Origin of the sequence: Candidatus Thiosymbion oneisti, assembly GCF_004359955.1 — a bacterium.
Lineage (GTDB): Bacteria > Pseudomonadota > Gammaproteobacteria > Chromatiales > Chromatiaceae > Thiosymbion > Thiosymbion oneisti.
Genome location: NZ_SMSC01000005.1, coordinates 139635 through 155399 on the forward strand (window position 1 = coordinate 139635; position 15765 = coordinate 155399).

Sequence of the window (15765 nt, forward strand, 5' to 3'; positions counted from 1 at the left end):
TCCCACTTCGGGGCAAGGATGCCTCCCCTGCTCAATTGGCTCAATTGGCTCAATTGGCTCAATCGCGGCACCGGCTTGAACACGCCGCCGGCCAAAAGCGGACTTTCGCCCGGCACTTTAAGAAAACCCGTGGAGAGGATTCTTCAAGATACCCTGTGGGTAAGCGTATGAGTATACAGGAGACCCGGAGGTGATCAAAACCGCAAGGCCGGCCAGTCCAGGGCGAACGCACATTCCATTCCGGTTCCGATCACCGTCCTTCAAAGCCGGCCACTCGGTACCATTTGTCGGCCATTGTTTGATCCTTTTCCACACCGCGACCCTCTTCGTACATCTTCGCCAGGGTCGTCTGGGAGCCCGCGAGGCCCTGCTCGGCGGCCTTCGTGAACCAGTGCACCGCCTGCGCCGCATCCTTTTCCGTGCACTCGCCCTCCAGGTACATGAAGCCGAGTCCGTGCTGGGCGATGTCCAAGCCCGCCTCGGCGGCGGCCTGCATGTACTTGAAGGCCAGGGGGTGGTTCTCATGCATGCCCAGGCCGTTTTGGGCCATGATGGCCATGCGGTATTGGGCCTGGGGATTGCCTGCCTCCGCCAGTGGGGAGAGCAGACCGGCGGCAATGGAGAACTGCCTGGACTCGAAGGCAGCGATACCGCTTCCGAGCGCCATGTCGAATTCTGTCAGCTCGTTATTCATGGCAATTGGATCGATGTTGTTGGAATAGACACCAGCCGTAGCGTTCGGGTCCACAAGCCTGCCCGCGCCTCTAACATGAGGCCGGGGGTTCGAAATCAAAGCGGCCGGCCGTCCCTGAGAAGCCGCGCTCAGCCGTCCCCGTGCGGCAGCCCCGACCACCATTCGAGCAAGCGCTCGAACAGGGCCCCGTTCTCCGCCGCGATGGCCATGCGTGGCTCCAACGACAAGCCTTCGGCCGCTGGTCCCCCACTACGAGCAAAGAGGCGCGACATGGCCCCCGCCTCGGAGGCAATCAGCCGACCCGCGGCATAGTCCCACAGCTTCTGCCCCCCGTGGAGATAGAGCTGGATGCGCCCGGCCGCCAGCCAGCACCAATCCAGGGCGATAGATCCCAGGTTGCGCTGCGAACAGAAGGGCGACTGTCCCCCCATACTGGGCAGATCCTCCTTGGGCAGGCGTTTGAGGTCGACGATCGCCAGACACTCGCGCAGCTCGGTCCGTCCCGATGGCAGGCGCAGTGGCTCGCCGTCGCAAAAGGCCCCGCGGCCGCGCTCGGCGCAGAAACACTCGTCGTGCACCGGATCGACGATGCACCCCAGGACCGGCTCGCCCCCTCGCAACAAGGCGAGGGAGATGCAGAAGTAGGGAAACCCATAGGCGTAATTGCTGGTGCCGTCCAGGGGGTCCAGGCACCATACGCCGACGTCGGCATTAGCGATCAGCCGCTGCTGCGTCGCCGGGGTCATCTCCTCTCCGAGCACCGGTATCTCGGGCCAGATGCGGCCCAGCTCGTCGCAGACCCGCTGCTGGGTTGCCAGATCCGCCTCGGTGACCAGGCTGCCATCGGCCTTGGAACGGGTGGCGGCATGCCGGAAGCGGGGCATGATCTCCGCCTCGGCGACAGAGCGCAGCAGGGAACAAAGACGACCCAGCTCAGGACTCATGAGTTTTTCTCGATGCAGGGCATAAGGCGTGGCACACACCGGCATACCCAGTGGTATCAAGGGGGGTCCCCAAAGGGGTAGTGGTAAATTTCTAACTGATAGGGTGGTTGATAGTCCAAAAAGACTTCAGCCCGCGGAGCCGCACAGCGGCCCAACCTACCCCCTACCAGTTAACAATTTACCACTACCCCCAAGGGAGACGAGCACGGAGCGGGGAGGCAGTTTATAGTCAGCACATCCCGCACAAAGCATTAGGCCACATTTCACCCCTTCAGACCATGAGAACCGGTCACATAAACAGCCAAACCTGTTCAAAAACCGAGTCTGCAATCTGGGTAGTGGCTCAGTTCGCGAAAAATCGGAAATTGCGAAAAAACGCAAGGACGCCAAGACGCAAAGAAAGAACAAAGAAACTTTGCGTCTTGGCGCCATTGCGTCGTGGCGTTAAATGGGCCGGAAAGTGAGCGGCCAAGCATAAATTTTTCAAACTGAGCCACTGCCGCAATCTGGCGGGACTTGACATCTAACTTAATGGCATTGCCCTGCAAACAACCATCACCTGTATAATCACCACATCACTCAGAATCGATATTATCCATAGGGGGCACCTTACGAATGATTTGGCTGACTGACGATAGGAACCGCCGCGCCGTAATCGTGGCTATAGCTTGTACGGCGTTTTTCATCTCTTTCATCTTCTTAAATCGATGGGTTTTCACCGAGTTAGGAGTTCAGTCCTTCGGAAGACTGTGGCATTATTATATCAGCTATTTCGATTTTGGATTCAAAAAACGCGCGTTATTCGGTACCCTACTTACTGAGATCGGGTTGAACAAAATTACTTCCAATGAGTACGTGTTTGCATACGTCACTTATGCATTGAAGATATTCTTATTTACTGCTCTTATTCTCTACTTCTGCCTAAGGGCAGTGCCTTTCGATAACCTTGTCGGATATGCCGTGGTGTTTCTCTCGCCGGCATTCATTCTACAAAGCGGCTATATTACGGGGACGCAGGACTTTCAACTTCTTATCATCATGGCTATCTTGATTCTGTTTGTAAAACGGGATGTCTGGCTGACGATCTTTTCCTGTGTCGGGGTGCTGATGCATGAGCTTTTCATTTTTTTCTTGCCGGCGATATTTTTTCTTCACACCTACCGCTCCGAACCTCAATGGCAAATCACGCAAAGGAAAGTTGCACATGCTGTACTTCTGTCCTTGCCAGTCATTATCGTCATCGCAAGTGTCTTATTCTTCGGCAAGATTGACACTCAGGAGATTCCAAAAGCTTCATATGAAGAAGTGATGGAGAAAAGGCTCCCTAACACAGCTTATAAGCGTTCTCTATGGGGTGGTTATAGTGAACTGTCCCGCCCTATCCAAAGCTATACGCGAAGCGGAGAACATGTGGTACGATCGTTGCTGGAGGCTGCCCGTTACATAGCCATCCCTCTAGTCTATGCTTTATCCCTTGCGATGCTAGTTTCTCTCTACTTGCGAGAATCGAGTCTTCTCCTTAGACTAGCGGTATTCCTCGTAAGCGTATTTCCAATATTCGCTGTATTTTCTGGGTACGATTTTTACCGATGGATCGGAATGTCTGCCAACGTTTCGCTTTTATTGATGGTCTATTTATCCGCGTTGAAGAGGATCCATGTGCCGGCGACGGTATTATCCTTTCTCTTGGTCTTCTCATGTTTGGCCCCCTTTGGAGGAGCAGAGCTGGAGAGACCGTTTCCGGCTCACCAGCTACTTCTTGAGAAATTGGTTGAGCCTGGATAACTCAGTGAGGTAAGCCTGCGGCTTTGCCGGAGGACTGACTGGTAGAGGGTAGGTCAGACCGCTGTGCAGCTCGACGGGTTTAGGTCTTTTGGGACTATCAAGCACTCTATCATTTAAAAATTTACCACTACCATAGTGCTTAGTTCAAGGGCTACAAGAGAAATGCTTGTATCTGAGAAGCAGCGTGAAGTGATGAAGGTCTGGGAGTATGTTGCAATAGGCATTTTGTGCCTTATTGCAGGAATCTCAATTATCGAATCAGCGTATATAGGGATTAACGGTAATCATACGTTCAGGCAGGCGGACGTTTATGGCTACATACTAGGAATTTTAGAATTAAAAGACTTTGAGTTATTTGATCTGTTTTCAGCTCGACCTCCTTGGGGCGAACGAGCGGTATTTGATTTGCCGGTTTACGAGTATACGATTGCTATGCTTTCTCGCCTGTTGGACAAAGATCCATTGGTAACCACACGCTATGTCAACTTAGTTCTTTGGACGATCACTGCATTTTTCGGCTATCGCGCGGCTACAACTATTAGCTACCGCTTCGGGGGCTTGATTTTTGTGGCCTTATTTGCAACGTCACCGCTTTTTTTACATTATTTTTCCGTTCCCCTTCCGGATAATCTAGCGATAGCATCTTCCATGTTGGCAACGACTTTCCTAGTTAGTGGAAATCGAAATTGGAAAGCATATGCTGCGGCGTTACCTTTCGTAGCTCTCGCTTCTATAGTGAAGTCACCCATACCTTTTATTTTTATTGTGTTCTCTGCGTGCTATATCCTGTCATCAATCATTCACGATAAGCTCGTTTTCGGCATCAAGCTTTGGAAAGAATTGTTACCCCTTGTTATCTTTCTAATAGGTGCTCTTACAATAGCTTTATTTACGGAAGTTTATCGAGGCTGGCTTATGTCTGAGGTCGGGTCCGAGGCCGGTCATCTTTGGCAGTGGTATTTTGGTTCTCCGGATCTACGTCTTAGTAAGGGATTTTGGCTTGTGATTAAGAGTCGATTTGATGGATGGCAACCTCCCTATTTTCTTATGCTCTTTGGGATAGTCGCAGCGTTATTTCTGATTTTAGATCGAAGTGCCCGTGCCGTTATGGTCCTGATTTCAGGAGCCCTTGCTTTTTTTTCCGGGTGGCTGGTTTTCTCCGGCATACATGCAGCACACGATTACTATCAGCTTCCAACAGCATTGATAGTGTTTCTGTCTCTTGCTACCCTAGTGGCTAGCCTGATGCAGGCGTTGGAGAACAGACAATGGGTGTCGCTGCCTGTCACATCTGTTTTTCGTATAATTCTAATAGCCGTGTTTTTCTACCAAATAGCGACAGGGGACTCGTTAAGTCAAAAAAGCCGCGTTAACTTTTGGAATGCGGTGGAGTATCTCTTGCGCCAAGAAGAGGTTTTTCTCTTTGTAGCCAATGAAAAACTCAACCCCGCTTTCGGTGGTTATGTGAGCACCAAGTTCGTTATCATGTCACCGGCGGAATTTGAAGCGGACTGTGACGAACATTTGAAAAAATACACTGCCGTTTTGTTCGAGGGTCTCGGTAGTGCTTGCCTTGAATCGGCTAAACTTCACGCTCAGCACTATATTCGAGATGAAAACAGAACTTTCCTACGGTTGGAAAAATCCGGAGGGACTTGACACTATGTCAGGGTGGAGCGCAAGGACGATACAAGCATGAACGGCACCGCATCACGACCGCTGGGTGTGGACCTGGATGGAACCCTGATCCGCACGGATCTCCTGGTGGAATCCATTTTCGCGCTGCTGAAGCGCAATGTCTTGTTCGTGTTTCTGCTTCCCCTATGGCTGCTGAAGGGCAGAGCACACCTGAAGCATGAGATCGCGGCGCGGGTCGATATCGATGCCGGTTTGCTGCCGTATCAGGGTGATTTCCTCGCTTACCTGAAGCAAGCATATGCCGACGGACGCAGGCTTATCCTGGTTACCGCCGCTAATGAGCGATTTGCCGAGGCCATTGCGCTGCATCTGGGTATCTTTCACCGGATTGTGGCCAGTAACGCCACCGTCAATCTATCCGGAAGGCGCAAGCTCGAGCGTTTGCAGGACCTCTCCGGTGACGGTGGCTTCGACTACGCGGCCAATGCCATGGTCGACCTCCCGGTGTGGGAACAGGCCGGTGAGGCCTTGCTGGTCAATCCCGAACCGGGGGTGAAAGCGGCGGTAGAGCGCCGGGGCAAGGTCACGCGGGTCTTTGAGGATCGTACCGGGAACCCGCTCAAGCACTACCTCAAAGCACTACGGATACACCAGTGGTTGAAGAATCTCCTGGTTTTCGTCCCCCTATTGTTGGCCCACCGGTTCGGTGATTTGGTCTTGGTGGGGCAGGCGCTGCTGGCCTTCCTGGCGTTCGGGTTGTGTGCATCCAGCGTCTACCTGCTCAATGACCTGCTGGATCTGCCGGATGATCGTCGACACCCGACCAAGCGGCATCGCCCCTTTGCCGCAGGTACCATCTCGATCGTCTATGGGATGATGCTGATCCCCGGACTGCTGATCGGCGCATTTGGCCTCGCGCTTTTTCTGCCCATCGAGTTCATGGGTATGCTGGCGTTTTATTACCTCATCACCCTGACCTACTCGCTATGGCTTAAAGGTGTCGCCCTGGTGGATGTGATGGTGCTGGCCGGGCTCTACGTCATTCGCATCATCGCCGGTGCCGCCGCGGTGTCGGTCATGCTCTCGTTTTGGTTGTTGGCCTTCTCCATGTTCCTATTCTTGAGTTTGGCATTGGTCAAACGCTTCACCGAGCTCTTGACAATGCAGCAACAGGAGGGAATCGCTGCATTCGGACGGGGTTACCGGACCACCGATCGGGAGACCCTATCCCAGTTCGGCAGCACCAGTGCCTACAGTGCCGTGCTGGTGCTTGCCTTCTATATAAACAGCGAAGCGATGCGGGATCTCTACACGCACCCGGAGGTTATCTGGCTACTGTGTCCGCTGCTCTTGTACCTGATGACCAGGATCTGGTTGCTGGCACGTCGTGGCGAGTTGGACGAGGATCCCGTGGTGTTTGTAATCCGGGATCGGTACAGCCAATGGCTGGTGGGAATCGGCGCGATTCTGCTGTGGCTGGCGGTATGACATGGCAGCCAAGCGCTATCAATCCTGGGGACGCTATCCCAAAGCCGATCAAGCGGCATGCAAGCTCTATTGGCGTGATGCCCCCTTACCGCTGGATAGGATCGGGGATAGGACCTGCCTGCCGTTCGGGAACGGCAGGAGCTATGGCGATGTGTGCCTGAACGACGGGGGTATCCTGTTGGATTGCCGGCAGCTGGATCGCTTCATTCGATTCGATACCGATACCGGCATCCTGCGCTGCGAGGCCGGCGTTCTGTTAGCGGACATTCTGCGCTTGACGGTACCGAAAGGTTGGCTGCTACCGGTCACGCCGGGCACCCGCTTCGTGACGGTCGGCGGTGCCATCGCAAACGATGTCCATGGCAAGAACCACCACCAGGCCGGTACCCTGGGTCGCCACATCCGCTGCTTCGAGCTCTTGCGCTCAGATGGTGAGCGACTCATTTGCGCACCGAATGACAACCCGGCCTTCTACGAGGCGACCATTGCCGGGCTGGGCCTGACGGGGGTCATTACCTGGGCCGAGCTCCAACTGAAACAACTGAAGGACATCCGCAATCCGTACCTGGAGCGGGAGATCATTCGCTACGGCAACCTAGATGAGTTCTTCGCGCTGGCCTGGGAGTCTAACCGAGACTACGTGTACACCGCGGCCTGGATCGACTGTTCGGCAACCGGGACGCAGCTCGGTCGGGGCCTGTTCATCCGCGGGAACCACGCCGAGTCCATTACCGGGAAGCCCCCGCGACCACCGACCCGGCAGCTGAGATTCCCGATCGACCCCCCGTTCAGCCTGATCAACGGCCTGACGTTCAAGCTGTTCAACCGCCTCTATTACCATCGGCAAGCGTCGGACCGCATGCGGGATGTGGTGCATTACGAGCCCTTCTTCTATCCCCTGGATACCATCCAGGACTGGAACCGAGTCTATGGCTCCAAAGGATTCCTGCAGTATCAATGTGCCGTGCCCACCGACCGGATGGAAGACGCCATCCGAGAAATCCTGGAGCGCATCGCCAAGGCCGGTATCGGTTCTTTTCTCGCCGTGCTCAAGCTGTTCGGCGACCAGCCGTCACCGGGACTCTTGTCATTCCCCATGCCGGGCGCAACCCTGGCCCTGGATTTCCCCAATCATGGCGAAAAGACCCTGCGCCTGCTGGACCAGCTGGATGCGGTCACCAGAGGGGTTGGCGGACGCCTGAACCCTTCCAAGGACGCCCGGATGCGCCCGGAAGATTTCCAAACTGCCTATCCCCATTGGAAGACCATGGAGACCTATCTGGATCCACGCATTTCGTCCGGTTTCTGGCGGCGCGTGACGGTGCAGTCATGAGAAAGACACTCATCATCGGGGCCACATCCGCCATCGCGCAGGCAACCGCAAGGCGCTTTTCCGCAGCGGGAGACGCCCTGTTCCTGGTCGCACGCAATGCGGACAGACTCCCGATGATTGCCGATGACCTGAGAATCCGCGGCGCATCAAGGGTCCGGGTGCAGGCGCTCGATGTGCTCGATTACGACCGGTACCAGGCGATCATCGAGACGGCCATCGAGGCACTCGATGGCCTCGACCTGGTACTCATCGCCCACGGGACCCTGCCGGACCAGAGGACCTGCGAGGGATCCTTCGCCGCGACCCGGGCGGCGTTCGAGATCAATGCCCTGAGCACCATCTCGCTGGTGACCTATCTGGCCGACTACTTCGAGGCGAGCAGGCAAGGAACCATTGTCGTGATCACCTCGGTAGCCGGAGATCGCGGCAGACAAAGCAATTATGTCTATGGTTCCGCGAAGGGTGCCGTGACCATCTTCCTGCAAGGGCTGCGGAATCGGCTACATCAATCCGGCGTCAAGGTCATTACCATCAAGCCGGGTTTTGTCGATACACCCATGACCAGCGCGTTCGAGAAAGGCGCCCTCTGGGCCACACCCGAACAGATCGCTGATCGAATAGTTTCTTCTATCGCCAAAGGTATCGATGTCAGCTATGCCCCCGCATTCTGGCGGCCGGTTATGGCACTCATCCGGTCGATCCCGGAAAGGTTCTTCAAGCGCATGAAATTGTGATTCCGATACAATGCGGCCATCATCGGGCGGACTGAGCAGGCTACGGCATGAGCGATAGAGAGCTGCTGGAGTTTGAGCTGGCGGACGGAATCCCCGTCTATGTGGAGACCACAGACACCGGGACGGACGCGGGCCTGCGCCGCGTGGACCGCGGCCTAGGGGGCTTTGGCTCGTTCCCACGCTCCAGCGTGGGAATGCCGTTGTGGCCGCTCCAGCGGCCAAGGTTTCATGACGCTGGAGCGTCAAGATCCCTCCTCCGTCGGGACAAGTTTGCTCCCACGCTGGAGAGACTGTGAAAGAAATCGCCCGTGCTTGCGGGCTTGGGTTGCAGCACCTCGGAAGCCCGGAAAGCGGTGCCCAGGCGCTAAATCGGCGGTGTCTAGCCGCTGAGTGCCGGCTCCTGGATTTGTGGTGGGCAAGCCCATAAATAGCTAATAAAAACAGTGTGTTATTCTTCATGCGGCCAGGTGTGCGAGGACCTGGCTATTCCCGACCTGTTTTCGCCGGACGCAGTAATCCCTCAATGCGCCGACCCCGAGCCAGTTGACCACCCGCAGGAGGTTGTAGCCAAGAATCATCAGGCTCATCTCACCGCGGACCTTCTTGAAGCCGCGTACCAGGAAGTGGTCCCAGCCGAATGTCAAGTCCCGCCAGATTATAGACACATTTTTTGAACAGATTAGGCTGTTTTTGATACCAGTTTTTCATGGCTTGAAGGGGCGGGATGTGGCCCAAAGCCTTTTGGGGAAGGTGTTGATTATAGACCTGGACGTAGCGTTTGAGGGTCTCGGCCAAGTGCGCGGATGAATCGAAGCGGGTGGTGCGCAGCACGTCAGCGATACGGCCATTGAAGCGCTCGATCATGCCGTTAGTCTGCGGGGTTCTGGGCTTGATCAGGCGATGTTCGATGTGGTTGTCGGCACACACCCGATCAACAGCGTGGGCGCCGGTGGGCTGGCGCTGGCCGGTGGCACAAAAGCGGTCGGTAAATTCCTTGCCGTTGTCGGTTAGGAGCGTGGTGATTTTGAGCGGAGCGGTGTCGATCAGGCGCTTCAGGAAACCGCTGGCGGTGGTTGCCGACTTGTCCTTGAGGATTTCGACGTAGACCCAACGCGTGGCCCGATCAATGGCGGCGAACAGGTCCGTGCGCTGGTCTTGGTCTGGCATTTGGGGCAGGTACTTGACATCGACGTGCACAAAGCCGGGGGCGTAGTCCTTGAAGGTTTTGTGGGGGGGGGTGTCTGCGCACCGTCCTCCTGGGGTAGCAGGGTCTTGGATACCTGAATGTATTGGCGGGTCTTCGGGGTGGTGGTCGCATTGGCATGCAAGTGGATATTCATGGTGCGTTCTCCGCTACAGACGTGGCTACAAGCAACTCCATGACCTCTCGGGCACGCAACAATGACCCAATTTTACTCCCTATGTAATCATCCGGGACCTGACAGTTAAGGTTTAAATGGAAACATAGCCAATAGCAGTGTGTTGGGTACGCCACGAGCTGCACCCCCTCTCCCTCTAAAAGAGGGTCGGTGAGAGGGGATCAAACAAGAAGTGGGGAGTGGTTAATGAACCGCTCTACTACCTAGCTTCAGTCTATCTTTCTGGTACGGGATTGACAGGCACAATGAGGTGCCCACAGGGCTGGCCGCATCGTACAGGAAAAATAGACCGAAACTGGGTACTACGCTAACCACTTAAAAATTTGCTACTACCCGATTAGGCAAAAAATAGCTCCCACTCCGGGACCACTCGGCGGAGATCAGGGCGTACGTGCCACTGCCCAGACGTCCACACGCTTGACGCCGGCCTTCAGCAGCACCCTGGTCAGCTCCGAGACAGTGCTCCCGGTGGTGACCACGTCGTCCAGAATCGCTACCCGTTCGACGCCCGGCGGGTGCAGGATACGGAATGCCCCACGTACATTAGGCTGCCGCTCCTTCCGCGCCAATCCGGCCTGGGGTGGCGTAGCCGAAACCCGCACGCAGCTATGGACATCCACCGGGATCGAAAACACGCGACCCAGGGTGCGGGCAAGCTCGAGGGCCTGGTTGTAACCCCGCTCACGCAATCGCTTCGCGTGTAACGGCACCGGCACAATCAGCTCCGGCAGCTCGGCGCCACACTCGCCCAGAGCATTCGCCAGACATTGCCCAAGCAGCCGGGCCAGATTCAGACGAGCCCGGAACTTGGCCCCACCCACCAGGATAGGCAGGGGCCCCTCGTAACGGAAGGCGGCGTGACAGACGGCGTAGGGCGGCAAGCGGCGTTGACACTCACCACACAGAGCGCCCGACGGCCGCTCGGCGGGCAAGGGCAGCGCGCAACGGCGGCAGCAATCCCGGTTTCTGGGCAGATCCGCCAGACACGGGGCGCACAGATCCAGCTCACCCTCTCCCTGGGCGCCGCAGAGCACACAGGTCGGTGGATAGAGTCCCCTCAGGAGCCGTTCCCTAGTTTTCCAGAACCCGGGATGAGTCAATCGAAGCCCCGGTCACAACTCGGCCGGTCACAACTCGGAGGGCAATGTGGTTGTCGGCGTATACTCACGGGGCTCTCAGTAACTTCACGACCTCTCCGGCACACAAGAATGGCCTCATCTTCGACTCTATTCAATCATCCGGGACCTGATAGCCATGAAACTCAACTCCTACCCAGATACGGACTCCCTATATATCGACCTGTCTCACCGCACCGGCGTGGAAAGCCGTCTCTGGCTCTCACGCTCCAGAGGGTATGAAAGTATTCGCTTTATTCTGATGTTGGTGGGATGAAATTTTCTCATTTCACGCTAAATTCTGCGCAAAGTGGGTATAGGAGCAAGATATGCTGCCTAATTTTGGAAATTGTGTCCCCCTGTCCCTCCCACTCTGAGAATTCGGTAATACTTTCACAGTCTCTCCAGCGTGGGAACGAGCGCAAAGCTGCATTGGCCGCGGTGATTGGCGCGCCGTCACCCGACACCGGATGGCCGGCGTGTCGGGTGGCGGCCATCCCTGGCCTTACCCGACCTACGGGCTACGGGCTTGCCGGCCGGTGCCTGCACTCCCCGCGCGAACCGCCTCGATTAGAGCGAAGGCGCCGAGGTGACGGACCTTTGCTCAACCTAATCGCACCGCAAAAATCTGCGTAATCTGCGATATCAAGGATAGAGATTCAGGTTAAGATGCTTTAGGTTTCATTTCGGTCATGCACGCGCAACGGTGGAGTCTATCGATGCACAACAGCTTTCAGGCCAGGTCCCGGCTCAAGGTTGGGGAGAAGGATTACGAGATCTTTCGTCTCGCTGCGGTAGCGGGGAGCGAACGCCTCCCTTACTCCATGAAGATTCTGCTCGAGAACCTATTGCGCAACGAGGACGGCGTAACCGTTCGGCGCGAGGATATCGAGGCCCTGGCAAGCTGGGACCCCCAGGCCGAGCCCTCCCATGAGATCCAGTATCGTCCGGCCCGAGTACTGATGCAGGATTTTACCGGTGTGCCGGCGGTGGTCGATCTCGCCGCCATGCGCGACGCCATGCAGGCACTCGGCGGAGATCCCAAGCGGATCAACCCCCTGCAGCCCGCCGAGTTGGTCATCGACCACTCGGTGCAGGTGGACTACTTCGGTTCGGACGACGCCTTTGCCAAGAATGCCGAGCTCGAGTTCCAACGCAATCAGGAGCGTTACCAGTTCCTGAAGTGGGGGCAGAAGGCCCTGGACGGCTTCAAGGTGGTGCCCCCGGATACCGGCATCGTGCATCAGGTCAATGTGGAGTATCTGGCGCGGGTGGTGTTTCCGAACCCCGTTGCCGGCACCACCCAGGCCTACTTCGATACCTGCGTAGGCACCGACTCCCACACTACCATGGTCAATGGGATCGGCGTGCTCGGTTGGGGCGTGGGGGGCATCGAGGCGGAGGCCTCCATGCTGGGTCAGCCGGTCTCCATGCTGGTCCCCAAGGTGGTGGGCTGCAAGCTCACCGGGGAGCTCAAGGAAGGCGTGACCGCGACCGATCTGGTCCTGACCATCGTCGATCTGCTGCGCCGCCACGGGGTGGTGGGCAAGTTCGTGGAATTCTACGGTCCCGCCATCGGTTCCCTCCCCATGGGCGAGCGTGCGACCATCGCCAATATGGGCCCCGAGTACGGCGCGACCTGCGGGCTCTTCCCCATTGACCGGGAAACCCTGGACTACCTGCGTCTCACCGGGCGCAGCGAGGAACAGGTGGCCTTGGTGGAGGCCTATGCCAAAGTCCAGGGGGTGTTGCATACGGCCGACGCCCCCGCGGCGGACTATTCCGAGACCCTGGCACTGGATCTGGGCACCGTGGTGACTTCCCTGGCCGGTCCCAAGCGCCCCCAGGACCGGGTGCCGCTCACCGACCTGGCGACGCATTTTCCCGCGGCCCTGGCCGATCTCAAGCAGGAACGCAATATCCCTGATCAGGGACCGGCCAAAACGGTGGTCAAGGGTCAGGAGGTGGCGCTCTCCGACGGCTCCATCGTGGTCGCCGCCATCACCTCCTGCACCAATACCTCCAACCCGTCGGTCATGCTCGCTGCCGGTCTGGTGGCAAAGCAGGCGGCCGCGCGTGGTCTCAAGGCCGCACCCTGGGTCAAGACCTCGTTGGGCCCCGGCTCTCTGGCGGTGACCCGTTATCTGGAACGCGCCGGGCTGACCGAGCCCCTGAAGCAGCTCGGCTTCCACAACGTGGGCTACGGCTGCACCGTCTGTATCGGTAATACGGGTCCCCTGCCCGAACCGGTCTCCAAGGCCATTGCCGAGAAGGACCTGTGCGCGGTATCCATCTTGTCGGGAAACCGCAACTTCGAGGGTCGGGTCCATGCCGAGGTGCGCATGAACTACCTGGCCTCCCCGCCGCTGGTGGTGGCCTATGCCATCGCCGGGCGCATCGACATCGACCCCTACCGGCAACCGCTGGCCGAGGACCGGGACGGAAACCCTGTCTATCTCAAAGACCTCTGGCCGACCCAGGACGAGATCAGGCAGGCCATCGCCGACCATGTCACGGCGGACGAGTTCAAGGCCGCTTACGCGGATGTCTTCGCCGGGGACGAACGCTGGCAATCCCTGGGGGCCGCCACCGGCCAGACCTACGATTGGCCCGACTCCACCTACATTCGGAAACCGCCCTATTTCGAGGGAATGAGCCTCTCCGTGGGAAGGGTGCCTGATATCCGGGGGGCCCGGTGTCTGGCCCTGCTGGGGGATTCCATCACCACCGACCACATCTCCCCGGCCGGCGCCATCAAGCCCGATTCGCCCGCCGGCAAGTATCTGCTCGACCAGGGTGTAGCGCCGAAAGATTTCAACAGCCTAGGCAGCCGGCGCGGCAACCACCAGGTCATGATGCGCGGTACCTTCGCCAATATCCGCCTGCGCAACCTGATGGCCCCGGGCACCGAGGGCGGCGTCACCCTCCATCAGCCCAGCGGCGAGCAGCTATCCATCTATGACGCGGCCATGCGTTACCAGGCCGAGGGCGTGCCCGCCATCGTCATCGCCGGCAAGGAGTACGGCTCCGGGTCCTCCCGCGACTGGGCGGCCAAGGGGCCGCGGCTGTTGGGGGTGAAGGCCGTCATCGCCGAGAGCTACGAGCGCATCCACCGTACCAACCTGGTGTGCATGGGGGTGCTGCCGCTCCAGTTCATGGCCGGAGAGACTGCGACCTCCCTCGGACTTACGGGGTACGAAATCTTCGACATCGAAGGATTGGACGGCGGTAACGCCAAAACGGTCAGCATACGGGCCATCGCAGCCGAAGGCGGCGAGAAGACCTTCCACGCGATTGTGCGTATCGACACCCCGAACGAGGCGGACTACTACCGCAACGGCGGCATCCTGCACTATGTCCTGCGCCGCCTCGCTGCGTAGGTCGGGTTAGGCGCGTCTTTCGATGATGAGGGATGCCAACACCATTGAACGCGCCGTAACCCGACGTTCAATTGTGCGTGCCTGCTTGATCCATAGAGATGTAGGATGCGGTGAGCGTCAGGGATGACCGAACCGCATCGTCGAATGGCCCGTGCCCGACAGAGGTTTTGCCCAATACTCGGTGTTCCGTGTCGGGCACCTCGCCGGCCTGCCGGGTGGTGCCCACTTGCCGACAGGATGTCGGCGCTCCCGGCGGCGAACCACATGATACGGTGAGCCTGCCTGCGCGTTCCGCACGCAGACAATGCCCGACATGCGGTGTTCAGCCTATCCGGTGGGCGCAGCCCACCCTACGGGCTGCGGAGCAGTCCAGGCCGGATTGAGCATGGGAAAAGGCATCTTTTTATCCACAGATTGCGCAGATTTTCACAGATTATTTCATTCTTCATCTGCGGAAATCGGCGTAATCTGCGGATCAAATAAGGGATGTCAGGTCCCGTGTGATTATATACCGCCCAGGAGTTTGGTAACCCTCTTCCTGAACCAAAAGGGCACCGCTTGATGTACGCATAATAGGGTAAAGACAGGTATTTTGAAGCGATAAGGGGCTCGGCTCGATTAATCTCCGTTGATCGGCTTCCTCAGAAATCGAACCTGGTCCTTTTCCCGCAAGATGGAAGTTCGCCGTAGTTGTTCGTTGGAAGAGACCGAGGCAACAAGTTGTATAAAAGGACACCCATTTTGTTTGACTTGACCCTCCTCCTAAGCTAGCATTCCTCTCAGCCCAATATTCTCAGCCAGGAGTCCGACCATGACCGCTCCCCGCTCCGCTCTCGTCTCCCTTGAAGACACCCCTTGGTATCACTGTGTATGCCGCTGTGTACGCCGTGCCTTCTTGTGTGGCGAGGATCATGCCTCGGGCATGAATTTCGACCACCGCCGCGGTTGGATTGTCGAGCGTATTCAGCAGCTTGCTGGCTTATTCGCCATTGATGTAGCTGCCTACGCGGTGATGAGTAACCACTATCACATCGTGGTGCGGATCGACCGAGAACGGGCCTTGGAGTGGTCAATCGATGAGGTGCTGAGGCGCTGGACGGGGCTCTTTACCGGCCCCTTGTTGGTGACGCGTTATCTCTCGGAGTCGCGGGCGGGGATGACCCGGGCGGAGATTGCCGAGGTCGAAGAACTTGCCGAGGTCTATCGGGCTCGGCTGCACGATTTGTCCTGGTTCATGCGCACGCTCAACGAGCACATCGCCCGCCGGGCCAATGC

At 57.5% G+C, this 15765-nt stretch carries 12 protein-coding genes and 1 pseudogene; 7 read left to right on the forward strand and 6 right to left on the reverse strand.

The annotated features are described in order from the left end of the window. Window positions 1-250 precede the first annotated feature (250 nt). The 3 genes from E1958_RS04345 to E1958_RS20770 all read right to left on the reverse strand — a co-directional run bounded on the left by E1958_RS04345 (window position 251) and on the right by E1958_RS20770 (window position 2186). Window positions 251-694, reverse strand: coding sequence for a tetratricopeptide repeat protein (locus tag E1958_RS04345; RefSeq protein ID WP_133510770.1), 444 nt, complete (start codon window positions 692-694; stop codon window positions 251-253). Between the two features lie 128 nt (window positions 695-822). Beyond that, the gene (locus tag E1958_RS04350; RefSeq protein ID WP_243448405.1) at window positions 823-1698 is read right to left on the reverse strand and encodes an inositol monophosphatase family protein; all 876 of its coding nucleotides are present in this window, start codon (window positions 1696-1698) and stop codon (window positions 823-825) included. A gap of 251 nt (window positions 1699-1949) precedes the next feature. Next, on the reverse strand, window positions 1950-2186 hold the full coding sequence (locus E1958_RS20770; RefSeq protein ID WP_165741859.1) for a hypothetical protein: 237 nt from the start codon (window positions 2184-2186) through the stop codon (window positions 1950-1952). Window positions 2187-2253: 67 nt separating this feature from the next. Here E1958_RS20770 and E1958_RS04355 point away from each other — a divergent pair, with 67 nt between their 5' ends. The 5 genes from E1958_RS04355 (at window position 2254) to E1958_RS04375 (ending at window position 8616) form a co-directional block, all read left to right on the forward strand. Next, complete coding sequence (locus E1958_RS04355) at window positions 2254-3423, forward strand: hypothetical protein (RefSeq protein ID WP_133510771.1); 1170 nt, start codon at window positions 2254-2256, stop codon at window positions 3421-3423. 162 nt (window positions 3424-3585) lie between these two features. After that, a complete protein-coding gene (locus E1958_RS04360) occupies window positions 3586-5082 on the forward strand; it encodes a hypothetical protein (RefSeq protein ID WP_133510772.1) in 1497 nt (498 codons plus the stop codon). 36 nt (window positions 5083-5118) lie between these two features. Next, window positions 5119-6549, forward strand: a complete 1431-nt coding sequence (locus tag E1958_RS04365; RefSeq protein ID WP_133510773.1) for a UbiA family prenyltransferase — start codon at window positions 5119-5121, stop codon at window positions 6547-6549. 1 nt (window position 6550) lies between these two features. After that, complete coding sequence (locus E1958_RS04370; RefSeq protein WP_133510774.1) at window positions 6551-7882, forward strand: FAD-binding oxidoreductase; 1332 nt, start codon at window positions 6551-6553, stop codon at window positions 7880-7882. Beyond that, window positions 7879-8616, forward strand: coding sequence for an SDR family oxidoreductase (locus E1958_RS04375; RefSeq protein WP_133510775.1), 738 nt, complete (start codon window positions 7879-7881; stop codon window positions 8614-8616). Before E1958_RS04370 ends, E1958_RS04375 begins: the two co-directional genes overlap by 4 nt. Window positions 8617-9071: 455 nt before the next feature. On the opposite strand, the gene E1958_RS21610 is transcribed toward E1958_RS04375, so the two are convergent. The 3 genes and pseudogenes from E1958_RS21610 to E1958_RS04390 form a co-directional block, all read right to left on the reverse strand. Continuing rightward, window positions 9072-9203, reverse strand: coding sequence for a hypothetical protein (locus tag E1958_RS21610; protein ID WP_279512414.1), 132 nt, complete (start codon window positions 9201-9203; stop codon window positions 9072-9074). Window position 9204: 1 nt separating this feature from the next. Next, window positions 9205-9843 (reverse strand): annotated as a pseudogene (locus E1958_RS04385) (integrase core domain-containing protein); the annotation flags it as partial. 532 nt (window positions 9844-10375) lie between these two features. Further along, entirely contained in the window at window positions 10376-11095 is a 720-nt protein-coding gene (locus E1958_RS04390; RefSeq protein WP_207787606.1) for a ComF family protein, read from the reverse strand. A 734-nt stretch (window positions 11096-11829) separates the two neighbouring features. Here E1958_RS04390 and acnA point away from each other — a divergent pair. Continuing rightward, window positions 11830-14490, forward strand: coding sequence for an aconitate hydratase AcnA (acnA, locus tag E1958_RS04395; RefSeq protein ID WP_133510777.1), 2661 nt, complete (start codon window positions 11830-11832; stop codon window positions 14488-14490). Window positions 14491-15301: 811 nt separating this feature from the next. Further along, the coding region (locus E1958_RS04400) for a transposase (protein WP_481752897.1) at window positions 15302-15765 on the forward strand (464 nt) is incomplete at its 3' end.